The sequence below is a fragment of the Exiguobacterium algae genome (assembly GCF_018617875.1).
GTDB lineage: Bacteria > Bacillota > Bacilli > Exiguobacteriales > Exiguobacteriaceae > Exiguobacterium > Exiguobacterium algae.
The window spans coordinates 669,892-693,828 of the sequence record NZ_JACSKZ010000001.1 but is presented as its reverse complement, the minus strand read 5'-3'; the positions used below and the strand labels follow the sequence as shown (position 1 = coordinate 693,828).

Here is a 23,937-nt window from a genome sequence, read left to right as displayed (position 1 = left end):
AACGCAACCGGACGATATAGTAGGTGATGAAAGACAATGGAGGAGGAACATTCAGTGAAAGTATTTAAAAACTTTACGACGCAGCTGCTCATGTGGATTTTGGTCACATCCTTTATTACAGGTGGCGCGGTCGGCTTCATCACGCTTCAATTAACCAAGATGGATATGGTAGAAGGGGAAGTCATGCTCGTCGGGACAGGCGTGGCCTTACTCATTTCAGTACTTGGCGGAATCATCATTTACTTGATCGCGCGGCGTCCGTTAAAGGCGGTCGAATCGGCTTCTAAGAAAGCGGTCGAAGTCGGGAACGGGGATTTAACGGTCCATTTCGCAAATGAGAAGACGACAGAACGGACAGAAATCGGACGTTTACTTCTTTCGATGGATGACATGGTGGATCACCTTCGTGAACAAGGATCAAACATGCGTTACACAGCCGATCAGTTGACGGGTTCGGCGCAAGAAATTGCAGCGGCTGTACAAGAAGGGAATGTCGCCGGAGAAAGCATCCGTACAGCGATGGATTCACTTAATAAGATGTTAGAAGACAATGTCAGCGCCACGTACAATTCGATGGATTTACTCGGGGCCGTTGCACGTACGATGGAGAACATCCGTAAAGAAATGTCATCTGCGCTCGACTCAGCAAGTGAGATGCAGCAAGAGGCAGAGAGTGGGAAAGGTCTTGCTTCATCTTCAGTCAATGCGATGCATGCGATTGCGGGTAAAGTGGAACAGTCTTCGACACTCAACAGTCAGTTGACAGAAATGACGGGAGAAATCTCGCGTATCACAGACGTCATCAGTGATATTTCGGCACAAACGAACTTGCTCGCATTGAACGCATCGATTGAAGCGGCACGTGCAGGGGAGCATGGTCGCGGTTTCGCGGTCGTTGCGGCGGAAGTGAAAAAGCTTGCGGAGCAAACCGCGAATTCGACTCAAGAAATCACAGATCTCATCGTGGATGTGAAGCGTCTCGTAGGCGATACGTCTTCTTCGATGGCAAACGTGAAAGCGGAAGTGGAGACTGGTGTCGGTCTTGTTGAGAAAGCAGGGGGCGCATTCGCGTCAATCCACAACTCAGCAAACTCGGTATACAGTCACGTGCACTCGGTCGATGCCCTTCTTGACGAGTCACGCGCTCAAATCGACTCAGTCGCGACGAATTCAGCAGGAATCGTCGGTATGGTTGAAGATGCATCCCGCTATGCGACAGAAGTCACGTCGGCAGCAAGCCAGCAAGCGGCAAGTCTCGGTGAGGTGAACGGTGCGATGGGAGAACTCGTACGGGTTGCAGAGAGTTTGCAAAATGAGACAGAACAAATGAAAGTCGAAGCATAAGATAGTGAGAGGAAACGGCCCAGCGATGGGTCGTTTTTTTTTATATGATGATTTTTTTGAAATGATGGTCGCACGATTCGAAAGCCCGGTGTAGATCGTACTTCGAGAGAAGCTGGAGGTTTTAACAACGCCTGAAGTGACGTAATGAAAAATAAAAGAAAATCAAAAAATGGTATAGAGACTAAACAATCAGTTCTTCACTCCGATATAGAGTATGGGAGCGATCAATCGTTCCAACAAATGTGAGGCGAGGGGCCGGCCTAAACCTTACATGCTCGGACAAAAGGATTTGGAAGGGCAGAAAAAACTCAAACCTATGGAGGGAACTTACAATGATTATCAACCACAACCTTAACGCAATGAACGCACACCGCAACATGGCATTCAACACGACAAACGCTGGTAAAGCGATGGAGAAATTGTCTTCAGGTCTCCGCATCAACCGTGCTGGTGACGATGCTGCAGGTCTCTCGATCTCTGAAAAAATGCGTGGCCAAATCCGCGGTCTCGATCAAGCATCACGTAACGCACAGGACGGAATCTCATTCATCCAAACAGCTGAAGGTGCATTGAACGAAGTCAGCGCGATCATGACACGTATGAAAGAACTCTCAGTTCAAAAAGCAAACGGCACATACAACGCAGACGACGTAGCAAACCTTGACCTCGAGATGGACGAAATCGGTGCAGAAGCAGACAAAATCATCACAGACACTGAGTTCAACGGAACAGCAGTCTTCGCTGGTACGATCAACGTAGTCGTCAGTGACGATGACACAGACGTATTCGCAGTCGGTGTCGCTCAAGCTGCGCTCGGTTTGACTTCAGGTTCTGCAACAGCTGATATCGAAACAGCGATCAACACAGTCAACACGTCACGTTCGACACTCGGTTCGCAACAAAACCGCCTCGAGCACAAGATCAACAACTTGAACGTTACTGCTGAGAACCTTCAAGCTGCGGAATCACGTATCCGTGACGTTGACATGGCGAAAGAAATGATGAACTTCACGAAGAACAACATCCTCAACCAAGCTTCACAAGCAATGTTGGCTCAAGCGAACCAACAGCCGCAAGCTGTTCTTCAATTGCTCCGTTAATCCTTTCGGATCAAACAATGCATGACCCCGTCCACGAGACTCTTTGTCTCGTGGATTTTTTTATGGGAATTGGCGAGGCGAAAGAAGAAAAATCGCTGGATTTTCTAAATGCTTCATATGATTTTTAAAGCTGAAATGAAAAAGATAAAAAAGTATTAAACAGTTGTGCGCTTGAACCGATATAGAGTATGGAAACGCTAAACCGTTCCAACAAATGTAAGGTGAGGGGCCGGCCTAAACCTTACATGCTCGGACAAATGGATTTGGAAGAGCAGAAAAAACTCAAACCTATGGAGGGAACTTACAATGATTATCAACCACAACCTTAACGCAATGAACGCACACCGCAACATGGCATTCAACACGACAAACGCTGGTAAAGCGATGGAGAAATTGTCTTCAGGTCTCCGCATCAACCGTGCTGGTGACGATGCTGCAGGTCTCTCGATCTCTGAAAAAATGCGTGGCCAAATCCGCGGTCTCGATCAAGCATCACGTAACGCACAGGACGGAATCTCATTCATCCAAACAGCTGAAGGTGCATTGAACGAAGTCAGCGCGATCTTGACACGTATGAAAGAACTCTCAGTTCAAAAAGCAAACGGCACATACAACGCAGACGACGTAACGAACCTTAACCTTGAAATGACTGAAATCGGTGCAGAAGCAGACAAAATCATCACAGACACTGAGTTCAACGGAACAGCAGTCTTCGCTGGTACAATCAACGTAGTCGTCAGTGACGATGACACAGACGTATTCGCAGTCGGTGTTGCTCAAGCCGCACTTACTTTAACTGCAGCATCTACAACGGCAAACATCGAAACAGCGATCAACACAGTCAACACGTCACGTTCGACACTCGGTTCGCAACAAAACCGCCTCGAGCACAAGATCAACAACTTGAACGTTACTGCTGAGAACCTTCAAGCTGCGGAATCACGTATCCGTGACGTTGACATGGCGAAAGAAATGATGAACTTCACGAAGAACAACATCCTCAACCAAGCTTCACAAGCAATGTTGGCTCAAGCGAACCAACAGCCGCAAGCTGTTCTTCAATTGCTCCGTTAATCCTTTCGGATCAAACGACGCATGACCCCGTCCACGAGACTCTTCGTCTCGTGGATTTTTTTAGTTTTATATGAGTCAAAAGAAGAATTTTGTTTTCTGAATGATTTTACTTTGCAGGAATCACTATAAACTCGCTGCATCTGTGTCGATATAGTATACGAGAACCTAATGATGAGGAGTAGAGAATGATGAACTCGAGTATTTCTGAAATCCGACTTCACCTGCCTCCTTCTGTATTGCCATTTGAACAAACCAAAAACGTGTTCGTCGAAGCGAATCAGAATCGTCTTGCAGACGAAGGGGTAGTCATTCTACCTACACCTCAACACGTCACGAAGTTGGAAGTGGCAATCGAAAAGGCAAACCAAGTGCTAGAACAACAACATACTGGTTTAAAATTTTTGAAGCATGAAAAGTTAAATGATTATTATGTACAGATCGTAGATATGAATGATGAAGTGATTCGGGAAATCCCGAGCAAAAAGTCGTTAGATTTCTTTGCGGCGTTCATGGAGTTCAATCGATTGTTTGATGAACGAGTATAAAGGAGGAGACCTATGACGACACCTATCCGATTCGGGGGTATGGCGAGTGGGATTGACACGGATTCCATCATAAAACAGCTGATGACAGTGGAACGGATCCCGGTTGACAAACTCGGTCAGAAAAAACAACTGACGACGTGGAAAATCGACGCCTATCGAGAAGTGAACCTATCTCTTTTCAATTTACGGAACACAGCCGTCGACTTATCATTGAGTAGCAACTTTTATGCAAGAACGGCTACGTCGTCCGATGCAGGACGGGTTGCGGTCACGGCGAAACCGGCCAGCGGGACTTCGTCTTTACAAATTACATCTGTCGATTCATTGGCAAAAGTGGCATCTACGTATAGCAACTCGGCAACGAATCTTGTTGATAAGAATGGTGCTGCCATCACAAAGGCGACAAAGCTCACAGATTTAACGGGTGTCACGGACCCGACCGCCATGACGGTCAAGTCTAGCGTCAGTGGTTCTGCTGTTTCTCTCGGACTAAGTATCGATGCGACAGTCGAAGACTTTTTGACGGCAGTGAACGCGAAAACGACAGGAGTGTCTGCGTTCTTTGATGATGCGACGGGAAAACTGTCACTTACGTCAAGACAAACCGGTGCAGACGCGACGATTTCGTTTAACGACGCAAACTTCGTTTCGGCGTTTAAAATTACAAACGATGTGACCGGAACAGACGCTCAATTCACGGTCAACGGATTAGCTCTCTCAAGACCAAGTAACAGTGTGACGATTGATAATGTCACATTTACGTTGAACAAGGCCTTTACGGCTGCTGAAGGTCCTGTCACGATTTCGACGAAGACCGATACACAGGCAGTTTTTGATAAAATTAAATCGTTCGTCACGCAATACAATGAAACAATGGATCTTATGAATTCGAAGTACAGTGAAGAACAGTATCGTGACTTTCAACCGTTAACCGACGCTCAACGGGACGAGATGAGCGAGGATGAGATTAAAAAATGGGAAGAGCGGGCGATGAGTGGTTTGTTACGCGGAGACTTCATGCTCCGTTCGGGTACAGACCAGCTTCGCACGGCATGGTCGTCAACCGACGTCACAACTTCTGGACCGAACCAATTGTATCAAATTGGATTGTCGACAGGAAAAGACTTCCGGGCAGGCGGTAGAATCGAAATCGATGAGACGAAATTGAAAACGGCAATCGAGGACGATCCTGAAGCGGTCTATAAGCTATTCACGGATGCCACCAATGGTCTTCTACCAAAAATCCGGGACATCGCGGGTGATGTCCGGACCAATATTACAAGTGTCGCTGGATCCAGTGGACGAACGCTCAATGCCTATTCACTAGGTAGAGAGCTTAGCTCACTCGATACGCGTATCGATCGAATGAATCGACAACTCATTGATAAAGAAAATGCTTACTACCGTCGCTTTGCTGCGATGGAAAAAGCAATGAACCAAGCAAACGCGCAGGCAGGGTATCTCCAGCAATTCATGGCTGGTGGAATGTAAGGAGGAGTACACATGGTAGCCAATCCGTACGCGGCATATCAAACAAATGCAGTCACAACTGCGAATCCACAGGAACTCACGCTCATGCTCTATGATGGAGCACTCAAGTTCACACGACTTGCTAAGCTTGCGATTAGTCAAGGAAATCCGGATTTGAAAAACGTCAACATCCAAAAGACACAAGCGATTTTTCAAGAGCTTCGTTTGACACTCAATAAAAACATCGCCATCTCAGCGAACCTGGATTCGCTCTATGATTACTTACTTCGTCGATTAGTAGATGCGAATGTCAAAAATGACATGACAATCCTTGACGAGGTGCTTGATTTCACGACAGAACTTCGTGACACATGGAAGGAAGCGATGAAACTCGCGAAAGAGTCATGAGACCGATTGATGAAATCATCCTTAAAACGCAGCGGTTAAAAGAGTTACTTGCGAAAGTGCCGGAGGAGCCGACATATGACCAATGGATGGGGCAAATCCATGAACTGTTGGACGATCGGGACCAACTGTTATCTGCGCACGGGCCTGATTTAGAAAAGGCGGACCAAGGCGTTATCCGACAACTGGTTGACGATAGTCAAAAGATTGCCCGTTTGATTGAGGCGGAACATCAACGCCTCGGGATGACGCTCGGGACAGCACGACAAGAACGGAAGACGGTCAAATCGTATGTCGATCCGTATGAGGATGTCGAATCGAATTTTGCGGGATTGTTTGACCAACAAACATGAGAGTCTGGGATTTTTCCAGACTCTTTTTGTCTAGATGCAAATAAGACTGTTTTCCGCTATAATCGGGTAAACATCACTGTAGCCGTTGCTTCTTTTCTGGAAAGAGGAGGGAAACGAGATGCGTGAGAAAGAGGTAAAACCCGTATCGTCGCGAAAACGCCGTTACTTCGTCTACGGTCCAGAGGGAGCGTACGATGAGTATGTGGAGCGTGATCCGAAACTCGAGGCGTATACTGAGGATGACGCACCACTTGAGGACGGTCCCGACCCATATGAAGAAGAAGAGCTGAAGTCAAGAGGATAGATGGTCAAGTCAAGGTTCATTTATGGACCTTGACTTTTATTTTTATAGGGGAGGGACCGTGTACTTTTTCTTCCCACGCTAAACGTTGTCAATTCGTTATATTCATCCTATCAACCACCACTTTTAAATTCAAAAGGGAGAGATGAAGATGAATATGAAACGATTTGGCTTTATGATGACGGTACCGTTCGTGTTACTGGTCGGATGTGGAGACGGAGAAGAATTGAAGACAACCGTGACGGATTCTGAGGAAGTTGTAGAGACAGACGCAGAGACAGAGACAGAGACAGGGACATCATCAGTTGAAGACTCAGGGGCAGAAGAGACGGAAACTTATGAAAGTGAGCTTGGCGTCAATAAGATTCATATGAAAGACAAAGAACTTGCCATCACTGAAACGATGGGGTCTGTTCAATTTACGATCAATCAAGTTCAAACATCCCGTCTGGCAGTTTCACAAGAGTATCAGGATATGTTTGAAGGGGAAGAAGAAGTGACGGTTATCGCTCTAAATATGATTGCCGAAAATACGGTGGATGACACAGTCAGTTTCCATCCTAATCAGGCAACACTCGTTACCAATACAGGAGAGCAAGTAACTCCGGATCTTTGGTTTTCGGATGATGTCGGGGGAGAGTTTCTTGGGAAAGTGAAAAAAGAAGGGAACGTCTTGTTCTTCGTGAAAGCACAACCGGAAGAGTTGACAGAATTAAAGGTAGTCGTCGATGGTCCATTTGATGAAAATTACAATCAGTTGGCGAATGATCGATACGAATATAAGGTGGACGTAACCAAGTAACTAGAAACGTGCCGAACGATGGTTTCGGCACGTTTTCTCATTATCCGAATGCATGAAGGATGGTAGATGAAGAAGAATTTGAAAGTAATCGCATCCGTTATCATTATTCAGAACAAATCATTTCACATGTAGAAGAAGCAGTCGATAAGGTGATGACAAGGATTCGAGATCAGCAATTTCCTTTTGACGGATCATTGGAAGAAAGAATAATCGATCTTGCCAATTCGAAAAAATAAATCATCTTTGGTAGTGATTCGGCACTTTCATATAAAAGAACAACCACCAAAACGCACTGATGAACATGACGCGTTGGAGTATGCCCATGACTTCGGGTATGGCAAACATGCCAATCGGGATGATGATGGCGACACCGGCAAGTACAAAGGCGATGATTCGCTGTGCGCCTTGAGTCATGAACCCATGTCCTGCCGTTAGTAAGGTGAACAGAAATCCCGTTGCTGTCGCGAATACAGAGTGCCATGTATCTTGCCACGCAACCGTCTCTACCCCATCGACGAGGGGTGCGTGGTGAAAGACCCCGGTTAAGATCAGGCTAAGACCAAATAATCCGCCAAGCACACGATGATACCAGACGTTCGTTTTCCAAGCCGCGTATCCTGCTGTCGCGCCGAGCAAAAAGAACGTGCTGTTCATCACCCAGGAGTGTGGAGAGCCCTGAGCTCCCAGGTGACTCGTTGTATGACGGAGGAATGAGTAACCCTCAAAGCTGAAGAAAGGGAGTACCGTAGAGACAATCAGAAACGTGAGGAAGGCGAGACGTCGCATGTTATTTACGTTGATGGGGAAGTGGGATCGTTAAGACATCCCATTCGTTCCCGGCAAATAGCTTTGATAAGTAGACGATTTGTCCGACATGATAGCCGTAATGCGACACTTGACGTTCGATTGCATCGATTACGCCATGTGATTCGCCACGAATGAGGACCTCTTTCCCTAGATCTTCAGGGGAGAGGGCGGCCAACACATTATCCAACAGCTGCCACCGTTCCTCCCAGACGGTCATCAACTCATCCCGAGACAAATGCTGGTCTTCAAATTCTGCATCCCGGTTCCGGTCCGGTTTTTCTCCATCTGTCGTCAAAAAATCAGTCCAGCGTGACTTCATGTTGTTCGCCATATGCTGAATAATCAGGGCGAGGGACAGTGTGTCCGGTGCGAGCGTGCGATGCAGGTCTTCATCGTTGACTTGAACGAGGGCCCGCTCGGCGAGTTGTTTTTGACTCTTGAATGTAGCACGGACCGTGTTGAGATACTGGGTTTCAAACATCGTATAGCCTCCTATAAAAGATTTCTGTAATCATTCCTCTATACCCGAAAGCTGAATACGCGAACAGCATTTTCGTTATTTGTCAGAGAGCGGGTGAGCGTGTCTTGTTGCGTAAAAAAACGTGGAGCAAGTGCTCCACGCCGATGTTTATGTATGTTCCAGTCTAAAATCTTCCCAATGACTCCGCGCCTGGTTACGAATGCGTTCTGATACTTCTTTTGTACTCAACAGAATACCGTACCAGCGTCTTGCGTCTTCATAAAAACCGAGTGCGGCAGACAGATCTGCAATTCTCAGCATGAGTTGGTCATAAGGAAGTCCGGTTCTGACCGGGTCGGTATATCCTTCTTGCACCTCATTGTATTTATCGAGCGTTCGCTTCATCCATTCTCTTTCTGCACGTTTGTCGCCAATTAAGCGGTGCATCCAAACGAGTCGCATTCCGAGCATCGCGACCACAGAAGGCTTTTGTCCACTCAATTGAGCGGTCATGACCGCAAATTTATAAAGCAGAATGACGTGCTCAGGAGTCCGGTCCCCTTTCAGCACGTCAGCGTTCACTAGTTCAAAGTAGTGTGTCTCAAGTGCCTCGCGGTTATGTTTCCGGACTTTGTCGAATGAGTCATGGAAAACGAGATGACAATGGTCACACACGGTTGGTTCGTATAAATATGGATTCGGTCCGTCATACGTCGTATAACCGTCTTTCTCAACTTCTCGAGGACGGATGTGCCGTGACAAGACGCGTGGTGTCTTACTTTCTTTCAAGCAATACGGGCATTTCACTTTCTTCGAAAATATATGTTCTGCCATACCTTCACCTCACACGTATACGTTAACGAGGAGTCCACGGATCTCCCCGACTTGATCGAGCAAGGACAAGCGCGAAGCTTCTCCTGAGATGACCTGGTCCGTCAGCGCGAGCAGTTTTTGGTCAACCTGCTCAACAATCTTATAGATTTTCGCCCGACCTCGACGATTGAAACCCCGTTTGTCTTCGAGCCGCAATGCGGCGTCCACGGCGTCCTTCATAAAGTCTTTGATCATCTGTTTGTATTCGGCGAGCGACTCGACCGTTTGGCTTTCGGCTAGTAGCTCACCTTGTTCGTGAATCGCGGCGATTTGCCGTTGGAAGCGTTCGTGCTCACGGTCCTCCCGCTTTTGTCCGATGACGTTTTGAAATGAGATGCCAGGTTCGGTCTCAGGGCGTTTTGCTTTGCTGGCCCCGAGTAGCGATTGTGTCTCCATGATGCGACGAATGTCCATGTGGCAACCGTCCTTTCCTTAGATTAGTTCAATAATTGTAACACGCCTTGCGGTAAAGCGTTAGACTGGGCAATCATCGCCATCCCGGATTGATTCAAAATGTTGAGACGGGCAAAGTCCATCATCTCACGAGCCATGTCCGCGTCGCGGATTCGGGATTCGGAAGCTGTCAAATTTTCTGAGCTGACCGTGACCACGTTGTAGCTCGCCTCGAGTCGGTTTTGGATGGCACCGAGCTTCGAGCGTTCGAGTGAAACTTTGTTGATGGCTTCATCAATTTGATCAATTGCAGCCATCGCACCACCCATTGTCGTCACATCGACGCCGTCAATACCGAGAGCAGTAGAGCGCATGTCTTCGACGTTTAAAATGACCGCCTCATCTTTTCCGGCACCGATTTGGAAGAAGAGGGAGTTTGCACCTTGCATGTAGTCCCCGTTCATAATCTTTTTCGAGTTAAACTCCGTCGTCTCTGCGATTCGTGTCACTTCTTCACGTAATGAAGAAATCTCTTCTTGGATCGCCTTTGAATCCTCGGTGTTCAATAATTCATTTGATGCTTGAACTGACAATTCGCGCATCCGTTGAAGCAACGCGTGCGTCTCGTTCATCCCGCCCTCAAGCGTTTGTGTGAGCGAGATCCCGTCAAGCGTATTGCGTTCTGCCATCGAGAGGGAGTCCAGCCGCATCCGCATCTTCTCGGAAATCGCAAGTCCAGCCGCATCATCCGAAGCTTTGTTGATGCGAACACCGCTCGATAAACGGTCCATCGTCTTCTTCATCGTCGCCTGATTGAGTGACAAAGACGTATACGCTTTTAATGCCTGAACGTTATTGGTAATTTTCATAACCGTTCCCTCCAGTCGTTACGGGTTGTTTTTTTGCTCGATCCATTGCCTCGCTCCATGTTTGGTCCAGCTCATGAGCGAGCGTGTGGAGTTCAGAGATTTTACTTAAGTCCTGGTCAATGATCGCCTCTACGCTGGCGTTTGCCATGTACAGGTAAATTTCATCAAGCTGTGCCGAGATGATGCCGCCCCCGTCGTGCAGTCCTTGATGGAGCTTCGCAAGCAATTCACGAGCTTGACGCAAGTGGCGGTTTCGCTCGGCGATGGTTGTGTTTTTTGCGTTCTCATAATGATATACGAGCGCATGCAACATCGCTTGCGTTAATTCTTCTGAAGTCATTTCATATAAGCGGGTCGGGTTCATCCTTCGTCTCCTTTAATCGAATCCAATTCTTCAATCAACAACAACACTTCTGCCATCACATCGTAAAGCTGTGGGGGGATGGCGTCCCCGAGGTCAAGGTCGAGAAGATGACCGAGTAAGGAATGGTCATGCTCGACGGCAACTCCGCGTGCGCGCGCCTCGTCTAAAATTTTATCGGCGAGGGCCCCTGTACCGCGTGCGACAACGACGGGCGCTTTGTCCGTCGTTTCATCATAGCGTACAACCGCGGCCGTCTTTCGCTTCGTTAAATCCATGCGTTGATACATATTGTCCTCCTACACTCTGAAGTCGTAGCCGGTTGTCGGTGCGACTTTCGGTTCCTCTACGACTTTTTCAGCTTTCGTAAGGGGTTTAAATTGCGTCGTCACACTTTTATATCCGACCGCCGTAAGCGTCTCCTCGATTTTTCCAAGAAGAGGGCGTGCGAGCCGCTCGACCGTTACATCATCATGTTCGAGCGTGAGTCGCAAGTTGCGGTCTTTCGCTTCGAGTTTGACCCCGATTTCACCAAGCCTTGGTGTTTCGAGGCGGATATAAAGGACGCTGTTTTCCCAGTCGACGACGTCTCCCGATTCCTTATTCTGAATGTGGACGTGAATCCCGGTATCGACTTCCTGTACTTTCGCCGGAAGGGCGAACAGAAGTTGATGGAGCTGTCCACCATCGAGCCGGTTGAGTGTTTGTTGAACCTGTAAAAACGAGGCGAGCCGCTGTGCTTCCGGGTTCGTTGTATCACTTCGTACAGACAGTGCGGAAGCCTGTGCATTTGATGCTTGCGCTTGTGCCTGAACACGCTGTGCCGTCTCTTGAACGATCCGTCCCGATAATGTCGAGTCGAGCTTCAGTGGCATGATGGCAGGCATCTCGCCGGCGCGTGTCGCACCAGTCGGAATATATTCCAGTCGAACCTGATTTGGTGCGTAACGGAAATCATTTAAGGCGGACCGGACTTCTTTGACGATTTTCGCACTCTCAGCAGGTTGTGAAGACAAAAGCGACAACGCGACATCGAGCTTTGCCGTCATGGCGACGAGCTGTTTTTCTTGGACAGCATCTGTATGCAGGAGCGCCTCTGTCTTTTGTACGAGTTGTGAAAGTCGTGTTGACACGGTTTCGAGAGCCGGTCGTGCCGCGTGGGGATTGGACTCGACCAAAGAGGCGACTTGTCCAAGCTGTTTTGTCAATGTCACCTGTTCGTTCCGGAAAGTGTTCGTCACGGTAGCAAGATGGTTCGTCACTTCTTTCACCATGACCTGACGTCCCCCGGATGCAGGTAATTGTGGGAGTTCACGCGGTTCGGGACGGTTCATTGGAACGGAAAATTCCTGAATGAGGCGATTCGCCGTTTCAGGAGTCGGTGTCACACGCTCGCTTACCGGTCGGGAGAGGTTGACGAGTTCAATGTAGCGCTCCTTTTGTGGATAGGGTGCCTCCACCGGTGGGGGCGTTATATGTTGCTTCGCCTCACTCAATGACAAGACAGCGATTTCTCGAGCCATGTCACGTGGCACGGTCGGTGTATCAAGCGTCTTCAAATGCAGCATGACGTCACGCATGTCCCCTTTGAAAGCGGACTCGAGCAAGCGGATCGTATCCTCGTTCATCGGCAATCTCCCTGATTGGAGAAGACGGCTCACAGCACTTCGCACTTCCGGTGGAAGACCGGATAACAGTGTCTGAATTTTGGCGTCGAGTTTGCTGGTGGATGTCGTGGTTGATTGCTCGACGGTTTCCTCTTTCGGTGGGACGACCGTTGCAATCAAGACTCCGTCCTGCTCGGCGAGTGTCACTTGGAATGGGTTCGTCTTCGGGAGCCCGTCTTTAAACGTCAGCTCGACTTCTTCCCCGTTGATTTTTACGATAGCTGAGTCGGGACCGGTTTGTTTGACCATCTCAGCCTTATAAGTACGGTTTGTCTGGATACCGGGCAAGACCGAGCTGATTGCGGTCGTCTGGGCTTGGATTTGCATAGTTGTCACCTCGAATACTATATCGACCTCTTTTTGAAAAAATGAAGTGTTACGCATGAAAAAACCTCCCGTCTTTTGACGGAAGGCTGATCAGGATTCGAGCACGGGGCTCATGTTCAGTTGTTGGAACCTGGCGACAAGTTCGCCTGTCGCTTTCAATTGGTTTCTGAGGACATATGGCGTCGCATTTGTCGGGATTTCTCGACCATCTTTTGTGAGGATCGTTCCAGTCGGTACTCCTTCAACGGTTGAGATATCTCGAACGTGGGACCAGGCGTACCATTCACAATCGTCTCGCTTCGGAGATTTTGTCGGGAAGAAGACAAGTCCGGACGTCGGTTCGATGACGACGGGAACTTTTCCTTTTACGCCGGCGACGCGTTTGGCGACGAAGATTCGTTCCTCGATCGAGCTGTTGTACTGTCGGCAAGAAAGCTGCAGCAACTGGTACGGTCGGAGCGGGGTCGAAATTTCGGTGCCATCCTCGAGAATGATCCGTGACTGCATAATGAGGTCGAAACAAGGGAGTATCGCCACGGTTCGCTTTGTGATGCGGTATTTTTCCTCGGAATAGTAGGAGCGCATACGCTGCACCATCCTCCTCGTATTGGATTTTCAGGATCGGCTAATTGTTCTGTGGCACAAACCTAAATCATCCTCTATATGATATATCACAAAAAATGTAAATTCAATAACGCTATATGAAAAAGAGGGAAAAATAATTCCAATGAAAACCAAATAACAAAACGTTTACAAAAAATTGAGAAAGTATTTGTCACGCTTACAAGAAGGTGGTAAAATTACCGATAGAGGGTAAACCTCTGTATTCTCCAATGGTGAAAGGAATGGATTTACACATGGTAGGTAAAGTAAAATGGTTTAACTCAGAAAAAGGTTTTGGATTCATCGAAGTTGAAGGCGGCAAAGACGTGTTCGTACACTTCTCAGCAATCCAATCTGAAGGCTACAAATCACTTGACGAAGGTCAAGACGTAGAGTTTGAAATCGTTGATGGCGAGCGTGGCCCACAAGCGGCTAACGTTGTAAAATTATAATTTCAAACCTGTAAGCCAGCTCCCTCGGGGGCTGGCTTTTTTATTTTGTTCGAATAATAAAAAAGCAAAAATTTTGAGTTTAAAAATAAAGAGATTGGGTAATCTTCTTTTATACCTTCCGTCGGAAAAGGGAACGCAGGATTCGGAACAAAATTGTCATTATTTTCTGATGATAACGTTTTCATTTACGGCGAAATCAGGGTATACTAATAGTGAGCCACCTGGTTCCACTTTCTTTTCGAAATGAAGCAGGAGATTCCGTTCAATATGACGAATCATTGGTTCAAGCGGTTATTTTAAGGAGGAGTTCAGATGATTTATAACATTCGCGGCGAAAACATTGAAGTCACACCAGCAATCAAAGACTATGTCGAGAAAAAGCTGGAGAAGTTGACTCGGTATTTCACAACTCCTACGGATGCACAGACGGCTTACGTCAACTTGAAAGTGTATAATGAAAAGCAAAAAGTAGAAGTGACGATCCCGATGCCGAACTTGTTGCTTCGTGCCGAGGACATCAACCTTGACATGTATGCGGCAATCGACCTCGTCATCGATAAATTGGAACGTCAGATTCGTAAACACAAAACGAAGCTCAACCGTAAAGGTCGCGGAAAAGAAGGTGGCGTCGGTGAGTACTTCAAGTCACTTGAAGGACCTGAAGACGAACCGGTTGTCTACGATGAGGACGAGGCAGAACTCGAACTCGTCCGGACGAAGCGATTCACGCTCAAACCGATGGACACAGAAGAGGCGATCCTTCAAATGGACATGCTCGGTCACAGCTTCTTCGTCTTCTCTGATGCAGAGACGGGAAACACGAACGTCGTCTATCGTCGGAAAGACGGTAAGTACGGCTTGATCGAACCAGAATAATTGAATTTGAACTTATACGGCCCTCCGGCTTCCGGAGGGTCGTTTCGTTGTGCCTTTCCTTGAAAGGAGGCATCACTTCGGTTAAACTGTACATTAGGGAAAAAACATGCATTTTTTAGTAAGTGCAGAGGAGATATGAGTATGGCGAACTTTTTGAAAGAGTTATTTGCTCCACAGAAACGAATGTTGAAAAAAGCAGAGAAAGCGGCCGACCTGGTCGAGTCGTTCGCCGAACCGATCAAGGCGTTAACGGATGAACAACTTCAAGCGAAAACTGAAGAGTTCCGGGAACGTCTCGCCAAAGGTGAGACACTCGACGATATCCTGCCGGAAGCGTTTGCGGTCTGCCGTGAAGCATCGGAACGCGTGCTTGGCATGCGTCATTATCGCGTACAGTTGATCGGGGGCTATGTCCTTCATAACGGTGACATCGCGGAAATGAAGACCGGTGAAGGGAAAACACTTGTTGCGACGCTTCCAGTTTATTTGAACGCACTCACTGGCCGTGGCGTACATGTCGTAACGGTCAACGAATATTTGGCGAAACGAGACAAAGAACTCATGGAGCCGCTTTACTTCGCGCTTGGTCTTTCAGTCGGACTCAACGTCTCGAACATGGACCGTGTCGAGAAACAGGCAGCCTACAACTGTGATATCACGTATTCGACAAACAACGAACTCGGTTTCGACTACCTCCGTGACAACATGGTGTTGTATAAAGAAGACCGTGTACAGCGTGAGCTTTACTTCACGATCGTCGATGAAGTCGACTCAATCCTCGTCGATGAAGCGCGGACTCCGCTCATTATCTCAGGATCTGCTCAAAAATCGACGGAACTCTACACTCGTGCGGATGCTTTCGTGCGGACATTGAAAGAAGAGGAAGATTATACAGTCGACGTGAAGACGAAATCTGTCCTGTTGACGGATAAAGGGGTCGACCTCGCGGAGAAATTCTTTGGCATCGACAACTTATTTGCCATCGAACACGTCGCGGTCAACCACCACGTCGGACTCGCGCTCCGTGCGAATGCGGTCATGCATCACGATATCGACTATATGGTCCGCGATGGACAGGTCATGATCATTGACCAGTTCACGGGACGTGTCATGGACGGACGCCGTTATTCTGAAGGGTTGCACCAGGCGATTGAAGCAAAAGAAGGCGTCGAGATTCAACGTGAATCGATGACCCTCGCAACCATCACGTACCAGAACTATTTCCGGATGTATGAAAAACTTGCCGGGATGACGGGTACGGCGAAGACGGAGGAAGAAGAATTCCGTAACATTTACAACATGCAAGTCGTGACGATCCCGACGAACAAGCCAATTCTTCGTGAAGACCGTTCTGACTTGATCTTCAAGTCGATGGAAGGGAAGTTCAAAGCCGTCGTCGAGGAGATTGCTGCGGTTCATGCGACAGGGCAACCGGTACTCGTCGGTACGGTCGCGGTTGAAACGTCAGAATACTTGAGTAAGCTCTTGACGAAGAAAAAGATTCGTCACGACGTCTTGAATGCGAAAAACCACGCACGTGAGGCTGAAATCGTTGAAAATGCCGGTCAAAAAGGATCGGTCACAATCGCGACGAACATGGCTGGTCGTGGTACCGACATCAAGCTCGGTGAAGGCGTCATCGAACTCGGAGGTCTTTATATCATCGGGACAGAACGACATGAGTCACGCCGGATTGATAACCAGCTCCGCGGTCGTTCAGGTCGTCAAGGGGACCCGGGTAAATCCCAGTTCTACTTGTCACTCGAAGATGAGTTGATGCGTCGCTTCGGAACAGACAGTCTCCAAAACATGATGGAGCGCCTCGGGATGGATGACACGCAACCGATTGAGAGCCGTATGGTATCGAAAGCGGTCGAATCGGCTCAAAAACGGGTTGAAGGAAACAACTATGATGCCCGGAAACAACTTCTCGGGTACGATAACGTCATGGCTGACCAACGGAAAGTCATGTATAAAGACCGGGCGAGCATCCTCGAGAACGATTCTGTTTCAGACATCGTTCGTTCGATGATTGCCCAGACGGTCGAACTCGGTGTCGGTCAATATACGCCGATTGAACTCGTTCCGGAAGAGTGGAACATCGATGAGCTTGCGCACTGGTCGAACCAGACGCTCGCACTCGAAAAGCCGGTTGAAGGAAAAGACTTCTACGGGAAAGAACGGGAAGAAATCATCGAACTCCTCATGGAGCGTACAACGGAACAGTACGAGGCGAAGCGTCAAATCGCACCGCCTGAACGCTTCAATGAGTTCGAGAAAATCATCGTTCTCCGTGCCGTTGACTCTCACTGGATGGCTCATATTGACCACATGGATCAACTACGCCAAGGAATCCATCTTCGTGCATATGGACAAAATGACCCGCTCCGTGAATATCAAGCGGAAGGGATCAACATGTTCGATGCGATGAACGCGGCGATTGCGGAAGAAGTGACAGGCTTTGTCCTTCGTGCCGAAGTCGGTGACAATCTCCGTCGTGAGAAAGTCGTCGAGGAGGAAGTCGCAGTCTCCGGTAAAGACGAAGCACCGGTCAAGAAGAAACCGGTCCGTCGTTCGAAAGAAGAGAGCATCGGGCGAAACGACCCATGCTGGTGCGGTTCAGGCAAGAAATATAAAAACTGTCACGGTAAACAACAGGCTTGATTTTTAAAGAGGCGGGTCCGCTCGCCTCTTTCCTACGGAAAGGTGAATCACACTATGGAAATTTCAGATATTCGGAACGAACTCGAGGCGATGGCTAAACGCCTCGAAAACTATAAGGCTTCCCTCAACTTGACGGAGAAGCAGGCTCGGATCGCCGAGCTCGAGAATGAGATGACGTACCCTGATTTTTGGGACAACCAGGAAAAAGCGCAAAAAGTCATCGATGAATCGAATGGACTCAAAGCGATGGTCGACAAATATCAGGACCTTGCGAACAAGCACGAAGACGGTGAAGTGACGCTTGAGCTCATCAAAGAAGAGCCGGACGCTGAGATGCAGGAAGAACTCGCAGAGACGATCAAAGCGCTTAAAGGAGAGTTTGACGAATTCGAACTCGAGATCCTCTTGAACGGACCGTACGATGCAAACAATGCGATCCTTGAGCTCCACCCGGGTGCAGGCGGTACCGAGTCGCAGGACTGGGCATCGATGCTTCTTCGGATGTATCAACGCTTTGCGGACAAGCAAGGATGGAAAGTCGAGACGGTCGATTATCTTCCAGGTGAAGAGGCGGGCGTCAAGTCGGTCACACTCCGTATCGTCGGACACAATGCTTACGGCTACTTAAAAGCGGAGAAAGGGATTCACCGTCTCGTTCGAATCTCGCCGTTTGACTCGTCAGGCCGTCGTCATACGTCGTTCGTATCATGTGACGTCATGCCGGAATTCGATGACGACATCGAGATCGAAGTGCGGACAGAAGATCTTCGCATCGATACGTATCGCGCGTCAGGTGCCGGCGGTCAGCACATTAACACGACCGATTCGGCCGTTCGGATCACGCACGTGCCGACTGGCGTCGTTGTCTCGTGTCAGACCGAGCGTTCGCAGATCAAGAACCGTGAGTCCGCGATGAAGATGTTGAAAGCGAAGCTTTATCAACGTGAACTCGATGAGCAACAACGGAAGCTCGACGAGATTCGTGGGGAGAAGACAGACATCGGTTGGGGTAGCCAAATCCGTTCATACGTCTTCCACCCGTATTCGATGGTCAAAGACCACCGGACGAACTATGAAGTCGGAAACACAAGCGGTGTCATGGATGGCGATGTCATGCCGTTCATCGATGCCTACCTACGCAAAACAAATATGTGACGCAAGTGGCTCAAGGGCGGATGTCCTTGAGCCACGTTGTGTGTAAAGGGGAATTTCTTTAATGAAGCAAATCGTCAAAGACTATCTTTATTTGTTGACCGGTTCGATTTTTGTCGCCTCGGCGTTCAGTTTGTTCCTCCTTCCGAATAATTTGGCTTCAGGTGGGGTGAGCGGGATCTCGGTCATCACGTATGAACTGTTCGGGATCTCCCCGGGGGTGTTCCAACTCGTGGCTAACGTCCTGTTGCTGATCATCGGCTGGGTCATTCTCGGTCTCGGCTTTGGTGTCAAATCGCTCGTCGGTTCGATTTTCCTTCCGGGCGTTATTCTTTTTTATGAAGTGATCGATGCGGGAGCGGCAGTCAACGAGCCGATGCTTGCTGCCATTTTTGGAGGGGTCGGCGTCGGCGTCGGATTGGGTCTCATTTTCCGTGGACGGGCCTCGACCGGGGGGATGGACTTGATCGCCCAGATCTTACATAAGTTCACCCATATCCCGCTCTATTTATGTATCGCAATCCTCGATGGGGCGGTCGTGTTGACCGCTGCGCTCACATTCTCGTTCACAACAGGTCTCTACGCCTTGATCGCGTTATTCATCACGGTAAAAATGATCGACTTCGTCCAGCTTGGCTTTACGCAGGACAAGATGGCGTACGTCATCTCCGAGAAGCGTGACTTCATCATCCGGGCGGTCTTTGATGAGCTCGATCGCGGGGCGACTGAAATTCAGGCGATCGGTGCCTACTCGCGTCTCGACCGGCCGATGCTGCTCATCGTCGTTCGTCAAAGCGAAGTGAGTCGATTGAAAGAAATCATCCGCCGAATCGATCCCGATGCCTTCCTCGTCTTCAGCGAAGCGCACGAAGTCATGGGACAAGGATTCACGTCGGATAAACGGTATATTAACGTCCCGTAAGTTGTGGAATATTTGTGTACTTTTCGTGAGATTAGGTTAGAAAGCGATTAGGAACGGCTATAATGGTAATTGTAGGTTATTTCTACAACTTAGGAGGGGAACGTGGTTATGAAAAAATGGATGATGGCCATCGGTCTCGGCGCGATGCTTACGCTTGGCGCTTGTGGCGGCGGCGACGAAGGAAACACATCGAGTGACGGGGATTCGGACTCGAACACAGCATCAGTTGACGCAGAAGCGGTGTTTGCACAAAACTGTGCAGCCTGCCACGGTCAAAACCTTGAAGGGATGAGCGGTCCCGCTTTAACGGATGTGGGTTCACGCTTGTCAGCAGATGACATTGAAAATATCATTCGAAACGGTCAAGGCGGAATGCCTGCGAACGTGATCCAGGATGATGAAGAGATCACGGCCGTTGCTGCATGGCTCGCTGAGAAAAAATAATGGATGAAAACCACGGGTCAACCCCGTGGTTTTTTGTTTGGGGTAGGAGAAAGGAGGGAATTATTGTTAGGGTAATCATAGATGATGCAGAAATGGAGTGAGTAGAATTGAAGACGAAACTGATTGACTGGCCGACTTTTATCGGCTCTTTTGTATTGCTATTGGGGGTGACGTTACCGCTAATATTCTTCCCGGAAACAGGGAAAGCCTGGGTTAGTGCCGCTAACGAGTACATGACGTCTAACTTCGGGATGCTGTACTTAGCGATGGGACTTGGCGCGTTCGGGTTTTTGATCTTTATTGCCTTTAGTAAAAATGGACATGTCAAGTTAGGACGTGAAGATGAAGAACCTGAATTTAGTACATTCTCATGGGCTGCGATGTTATTCGCGGCCGGAATCGGATCCAGTATCTTATACTGGTCGGTCATCGAATGGGTGTACTACTATGAAGGACCGCCGTTCGGATTGACACCGGAGTCGACCGAAGCAATCCAATGGTCGACGGCGTACGGGATGTTCCACTGGGGGCCGATTGCCTGGGCAATCTACACGTTACCGGCCCTTCCGATTGCCTACTTTTTCTATGTCCGGAAGAAATCCGTCTTGAAAGTGAGTGAGGCGGTTCGGCCGGTGCTCGGGAAATGGGCTGACGGTGCAGTCGGTAAAATCATTGATATCTTATTCATTTTCGGTCTGTTAGGAGGGGCAGGGACAACGCTCGCGCTAGGTACACCGATGATTGCAGAAGGCGTGAATGAGTTGACCGGAATACCTGTCACACTCGGGATGCAAGCCGTCATCATGCTCATTTGTACGGTCATTTTCGCGATTAGTTCCTATATCGGACTAAAAGGCGGGATCAAAGTGTTGAGTGACTTGAACATCTGGCTCGCACTCGGGATTTTGTCATTCGTATTCGTCTTCGGTCCGACCCGATTCATTTTAGAGACGACATTCAACGGAATGGGAATCGTCATGGATAATTTCTTCCGCATGGCGACATGGATGGAGCCGTTCGGAAACTTCGGCGGATTCGCGGAAACGGGCTTCCCGGAATCATGGACTGTCTTCTATTGGGCTTGGTGGCTCGTATATGCACCGTTCGTCGGCTTGTTCGTCGCCCGGATTTCACGTGGCCGGACGATTCGAAACATGATTTTTGGAACGATGGTTTACGGAACGCTCGGTTGTATCCTGTTCTTCGGGATTCTCGGGAACTACGGACTATACCTCCACTTGAGCGGAACGTTTGACGTCGTCGGATACATGGCAGCGAATGGTCCGGCACCGACGATTATCGCGATCATCGGACAGCTGCCATTTGGTAAAGTAGTCGTCGGGGTATTCACAGTGCTTGCTATCATCTTCTTGGCGACCACATTCGACTCGTCCTCTTATATCTTGGCGTCGGTCACACAGAAGCACGTGGAAGATGAGCCAATCGTTTGGAACCGTCTATTCTGGGCGTTCGCTTTGGCAATCATGCCGCTCACGCTCATGTTCCTTGGGGGCTTGGACACTTTGCAGACGGCGAGTATTGTCGGAGGGTTCCCGTTGATTTTCATCATGTTCCTTCTGGCCTGGTCGTTCGTCCGAGTATCGAGTCGTGATATTAAGGCTTCTGAGGATTATGAATCACCAACGATTCATATTAAATATCGCAAACGGAAAAAATCTCCGTTCGATGCATTGAAAGAAAAACCGCATGATTAAATAAGGCGATTTTGTGAAAGGTGTTCCTTCGGGGACGCCTTTTTGAATGTCCGCTTCAAGGTGGAGCAGACAAGGATGAAGCCGTCTTTCAACGTGACAATTTCCCATTGAACTCAATTGAACTGAAATACTCCTGTAATGGTGTTTTAAAAGTCGGGTTGATATAATTATAGTCGCTTGACCTGTAGCCTAGATGAATTTTTGGTCAGGCATAGGGAAGAAAAGAGACCTTGACAGCTGAGGTGTTTTTCCTGTAAAAAGGATGCTAGGCGAAATATACAGTAACTAAAACAAAATCATTCAATGTCATTATTCAACTTCGTCATAGATGCATAAAAAAATTCGAAAAAGGGTAGGGAATACGTTATGATCTCGATGCAAAAAGTCAGTAAAGTATATCCGAACGGTGTCGTCGCTATGGACGACCTCGATCTAGAGATTCGCGACGGTGAATTCCTTTATGTCGTCGGTCCTTCCGGCGCCGGGAAATCAACGTTCATGAAAATGATTTATCGCGAAGAAAAACCGACGGGTGGTCAATTGTTAATTAACGGCCTTGATGTCGGAAAATTGAAAGACCGTCATGTGCCAAAACTTCGTCGCCAGCTCGGCGTCATTTTCCAGGACTTTAAATTGCTTCCATCACTTACAGTGTATGAGAACGTCGCTTTCGCACTTGAGGTGGTCGGTGCCGATACGTCTTCTGTGCGCAAACAAGTTATGGATGTATTGAACCTCGTTGGATTGAAAAACAAAGCGCGTAACTATCCGGATGAACTTTCGGGTGGGGAGCAACAACGGGTTTCAATCGCACGAGCGATCGTCAACAAGCCGAAGCTCATCATCGCCGACGAGCCGACCGGTAACCTTGACCCGGAAACGGCATGGGGAATCATGGATGTGTTTGAAGAGATTCACCGCCGCGGCGCTACAATCGTCATGGCGACACACAACCGTGAAATCGTCGACAAAATCCGCCATCGCGTCATAGCGATTGAGAACGGAAAAGTAGTACGCGATGAAGAGAAAGGAGCATATGGCTATGATGTTTAAGACAAGTTTGCGCCATTTGCGTGAAGGGCTCAAAGGAACACTTCGAAACGGCTGGATGTCGTTTGCGGCCATTAGTGCCGTGACGATTACGTTGTTGCTCGTTGGGGTGTTCGCTCTCATCATGTTCAACGTGAACGAAATTACAGATAACGTTGAAAACGATGTTGAAGTTCAAGTATTTATCACACGTGAAGCGGATGAAAGTTCGGTAGAAGAACTGGGACAAAATATTGAACAAGTACCCGGCGTTTCTACGGTGACATTCAGTTCGAAAGAAAATGAGTTGAAGAAGTTCCAAGCACAACTCGGAGAGAACGGCGAAGCATACGGAACGGTTGAGAAAGACAACCCGCTGCATGCCCGCTATATCGTGAAAGCGCAAGATCCGGAAGAACTCGAGGCAGTTGCAAAATCTGTCAGTGAGCTCGACAATGTTGATGAAGTGGCATACGGACAAGAGTATGTCGATAAGATGCTTGCCTTCTTCAATGGGATCCGCATCGGTGGACTCGCATTGATCGTCGGTTTGACATTGATGGCGATGTTCTTGATTTCAAACACGATCAAGATGACAATCTTCTCACGTCGCCGCGAGATCGAAATCATGCGTCTCGTCGGAGCGAAAAACAGCTTTATTCGCTGGCCGTTCTTCATCGAAGGACTTTTCCTTGGCGTCTTCGGTGCATTGATTCCAATCGCCGTCATCTATTTCGGATATGACGTCGCATATAGTGCTTTACAACCATCGCTTGATCAATTGAATAGTGATATATTTAAGTTACTTGATCCATCGACGCTCACGATGCAAGTGTCAGGCGTTTTACTTGCACTTGGCGCGTTCATCGGAATTTGGGGATCGACGACATCACTTGGTCGTTTCTTGAAAATTTAACTTAAATATAAGG

The 23,937-nt window shown here is 48.4% G+C and carries 28 protein-coding genes; 19 read left to right on the top strand and 9 right to left on the bottom strand.

Features of this window, described 5'->3' with window-relative positions:
* Positions 1-54: 54 nt before the first annotated feature.
* The 10 genes from KNP03_RS03525 to KNP03_RS03480 all read left to right on the top strand — a co-directional run bounded on the left by KNP03_RS03525 (position 55) and on the right by KNP03_RS03480 (position 7,630).
* Entirely contained in the window at positions 55-1,344 is a 1,290-nt protein-coding gene (locus KNP03_RS03525; protein ID WP_214825360.1) for a methyl-accepting chemotaxis protein, read from the top strand.
* 332 nt (positions 1,345-1,676) lie between these two features.
* On the top strand, positions 1,677-2,444 hold the full coding sequence (locus KNP03_RS03520; protein WP_214825357.1) for a flagellin N-terminal helical domain-containing protein: 768 nt from the start codon (positions 1,677-1,679) through the stop codon (positions 2,442-2,444).
* A 306-nt stretch (positions 2,445-2,750) separates the two neighbouring features.
* Positions 2,751-3,518 (top strand): flagellin N-terminal helical domain-containing protein, encoded by a 768-nt coding sequence (locus tag KNP03_RS03515; RefSeq protein ID WP_214825343.1) that lies wholly within the window; start codon positions 2,751-2,753, stop codon positions 3,516-3,518.
* A 188-nt stretch (positions 3,519-3,706) separates the two neighbouring features.
* Complete coding sequence (locus tag KNP03_RS03510; RefSeq protein WP_214825340.1) at positions 3,707-4,063, top strand: flagellar protein FlaG; 357 nt, start codon at positions 3,707-3,709, stop codon at positions 4,061-4,063.
* Between the two features lie 12 nt (positions 4,064-4,075).
* The gene (gene fliD, locus KNP03_RS03505; RefSeq protein ID WP_214825337.1) at positions 4,076-5,554 is read left to right on the top strand and encodes a flagellar filament capping protein FliD; all 1,479 of its coding nucleotides are present in this window, start codon (positions 4,076-4,078) and stop codon (positions 5,552-5,554) included.
* A gap of 12 nt (positions 5,555-5,566) precedes the next feature.
* A complete protein-coding gene (gene fliS / locus KNP03_RS03500) occupies positions 5,567-5,941 on the top strand; it encodes a flagellar export chaperone FliS (RefSeq protein WP_214825336.1) in 375 nt (124 codons plus the stop codon).
* Complete coding sequence (gene fliT, locus KNP03_RS03495; protein ID WP_214825334.1) at positions 5,938-6,291, top strand: flagellar protein FliT; 354 nt, start codon at positions 5,938-5,940, stop codon at positions 6,289-6,291. The genes fliS and fliT overlap by 4 nt, the downstream gene beginning before the upstream one ends.
* A 118-nt stretch (positions 6,292-6,409) precedes the next feature.
* Positions 6,410-6,595, top strand: a complete 186-nt coding sequence (locus KNP03_RS03490; RefSeq protein WP_214825332.1) for a hypothetical protein — start codon at positions 6,410-6,412, stop codon at positions 6,593-6,595.
* A 148-nt stretch (positions 6,596-6,743) separates the two neighbouring features.
* Positions 6,744-7,394, top strand: coding sequence for a DUF4352 domain-containing protein (locus tag KNP03_RS03485; protein ID WP_214825330.1), 651 nt, complete (start codon positions 6,744-6,746; stop codon positions 7,392-7,394).
* A gap of 59 nt (positions 7,395-7,453) precedes the next feature.
* Positions 7,454-7,630, top strand: coding sequence for a hypothetical protein (locus tag KNP03_RS03480; RefSeq protein ID WP_214825328.1), 177 nt, complete (start codon positions 7,454-7,456; stop codon positions 7,628-7,630).
* Between the two features lies 1 nt (position 7,631).
* Here the strand turns inward: KNP03_RS03480 and KNP03_RS03475 are convergent, their stop codons facing one another.
* From KNP03_RS03475 to KNP03_RS03435, 9 genes are all read right to left on the bottom strand, one after another.
* On the bottom strand, positions 7,632-8,180 hold the full coding sequence (locus tag KNP03_RS03475) for a DUF998 domain-containing protein (RefSeq protein WP_214825325.1): 549 nt from the start codon (positions 8,178-8,180) through the stop codon (positions 7,632-7,634).
* Between the two features lies 1 nt (position 8,181).
* A complete protein-coding gene (locus KNP03_RS03470) occupies positions 8,182-8,682 on the bottom strand; it encodes a DUF1572 family protein (RefSeq protein WP_214825323.1) in 501 nt (166 codons plus the stop codon).
* 147 nt (positions 8,683-8,829) lie between these two features.
* Positions 8,830-9,495, bottom strand: a complete 666-nt coding sequence (locus KNP03_RS03465; protein ID WP_214825321.1) for a DUF2225 domain-containing protein — start codon at positions 9,493-9,495, stop codon at positions 8,830-8,832.
* Positions 9,496-9,504: 9 nt separating this feature from the next.
* The gene (locus KNP03_RS03460; RefSeq protein WP_214825319.1) at positions 9,505-9,948 is read right to left on the bottom strand and encodes a YaaR family protein; all 444 of its coding nucleotides are present in this window, start codon (positions 9,946-9,948) and stop codon (positions 9,505-9,507) included.
* Positions 9,949-9,971: 23 nt separating this feature from the next.
* The gene (locus KNP03_RS03455) at positions 9,972-10,796 is read right to left on the bottom strand and encodes a flagellin N-terminal helical domain-containing protein (RefSeq protein ID WP_214825317.1); all 825 of its coding nucleotides are present in this window, start codon (positions 10,794-10,796) and stop codon (positions 9,972-9,974) included.
* On the bottom strand, positions 10,780-11,160 hold the full coding sequence (locus KNP03_RS03450) for a flagellar protein FliS (RefSeq protein WP_214825315.1): 381 nt from the start codon (positions 11,158-11,160) through the stop codon (positions 10,780-10,782). The genes KNP03_RS03455 and KNP03_RS03450 overlap by 17 nt, the downstream gene beginning before the upstream one ends.
* On the bottom strand, positions 11,157-11,447 hold the full coding sequence (locus tag KNP03_RS03445) for an EscU/YscU/HrcU family type III secretion system export apparatus switch protein (protein ID WP_214825313.1): 291 nt from the start codon (positions 11,445-11,447) through the stop codon (positions 11,157-11,159). The genes KNP03_RS03450 and KNP03_RS03445 overlap by 4 nt, the downstream gene beginning before the upstream one ends.
* A 9-nt stretch (positions 11,448-11,456) precedes the next feature.
* Complete coding sequence (locus KNP03_RS03440; protein ID WP_214825310.1) at positions 11,457-13,208, bottom strand: hypothetical protein; 1,752 nt, start codon at positions 13,206-13,208, stop codon at positions 11,457-11,459.
* A 33-nt stretch (positions 13,209-13,241) separates the two neighbouring features.
* The gene (locus KNP03_RS03435) at positions 13,242-13,748 is read right to left on the bottom strand and encodes a competence protein ComK (protein ID WP_240544420.1); all 507 of its coding nucleotides are present in this window, start codon (positions 13,746-13,748) and stop codon (positions 13,242-13,244) included.
* A 260-nt stretch (positions 13,749-14,008) separates the two neighbouring features.
* On the opposite strand from KNP03_RS03435, the gene cspD reads away from it, so the two are divergent.
* The 9 genes from cspD to ftsX all read left to right on the top strand — a co-directional run bounded on the left by cspD (position 14,009) and on the right by ftsX (position 23,924).
* Positions 14,009-14,206, top strand: coding sequence for a cold-shock protein CspD (gene cspD / locus KNP03_RS03430; RefSeq protein ID WP_012726946.1), 198 nt, complete (start codon positions 14,009-14,011; stop codon positions 14,204-14,206).
* A gap of 312 nt (positions 14,207-14,518) precedes the next feature.
* The gene (hpf, locus tag KNP03_RS03425) at positions 14,519-15,082 is read left to right on the top strand and encodes a ribosome hibernation-promoting factor, HPF/YfiA family (protein WP_214825308.1); all 564 of its coding nucleotides are present in this window, start codon (positions 14,519-14,521) and stop codon (positions 15,080-15,082) included.
* Positions 15,083-15,223: 141 nt separating this feature from the next.
* On the top strand, positions 15,224-17,746 hold the full coding sequence (gene secA / locus KNP03_RS03420) for a preprotein translocase subunit SecA (protein WP_214825306.1): 2,523 nt from the start codon (positions 15,224-15,226) through the stop codon (positions 17,744-17,746).
* Positions 17,747-17,800: 54 nt separating this feature from the next.
* The gene (gene prfB, locus KNP03_RS03415) at positions 17,801-18,901 is read left to right on the top strand and encodes a peptide chain release factor 2 (protein WP_214825304.1); all 1,101 of its coding nucleotides are present in this window, start codon (positions 17,801-17,803) and stop codon (positions 18,899-18,901) included.
* A 61-nt stretch (positions 18,902-18,962) separates the two neighbouring features.
* Complete coding sequence (locus KNP03_RS03410; protein ID WP_214825302.1) at positions 18,963-19,820, top strand: YitT family protein; 858 nt, start codon at positions 18,963-18,965, stop codon at positions 19,818-19,820.
* Positions 19,821-19,928: 108 nt separating this feature from the next.
* Positions 19,929-20,264, top strand: a complete 336-nt coding sequence (gene cccB / locus KNP03_RS03405; protein ID WP_214825300.1) for a cytochrome c551 — start codon at positions 19,929-19,931, stop codon at positions 20,262-20,264.
* Between the two features lie 107 nt (positions 20,265-20,371).
* A complete protein-coding gene (locus KNP03_RS03400) occupies positions 20,372-21,979 on the top strand; it encodes a BCCT family transporter (protein WP_214825297.1) in 1,608 nt (535 codons plus the stop codon).
* A gap of 366 nt (positions 21,980-22,345) precedes the next feature.
* Entirely contained in the window at positions 22,346-23,032 is a 687-nt protein-coding gene (ftsE, locus tag KNP03_RS03395) for a cell division ATP-binding protein FtsE (RefSeq protein ID WP_214825295.1), read from the top strand.
* Positions 23,022-23,924: a permease-like cell division protein FtsX gene (gene ftsX / locus KNP03_RS03390; protein ID WP_214825293.1), complete on the top strand. Its 903-nt coding sequence runs from the start codon at positions 23,022-23,024 to the stop codon at positions 23,922-23,924. The genes ftsE and ftsX overlap by 11 nt, the downstream gene beginning before the upstream one ends.
* The last annotated feature ends 13 nt before the right edge of the window (positions 23,925-23,937 follow it).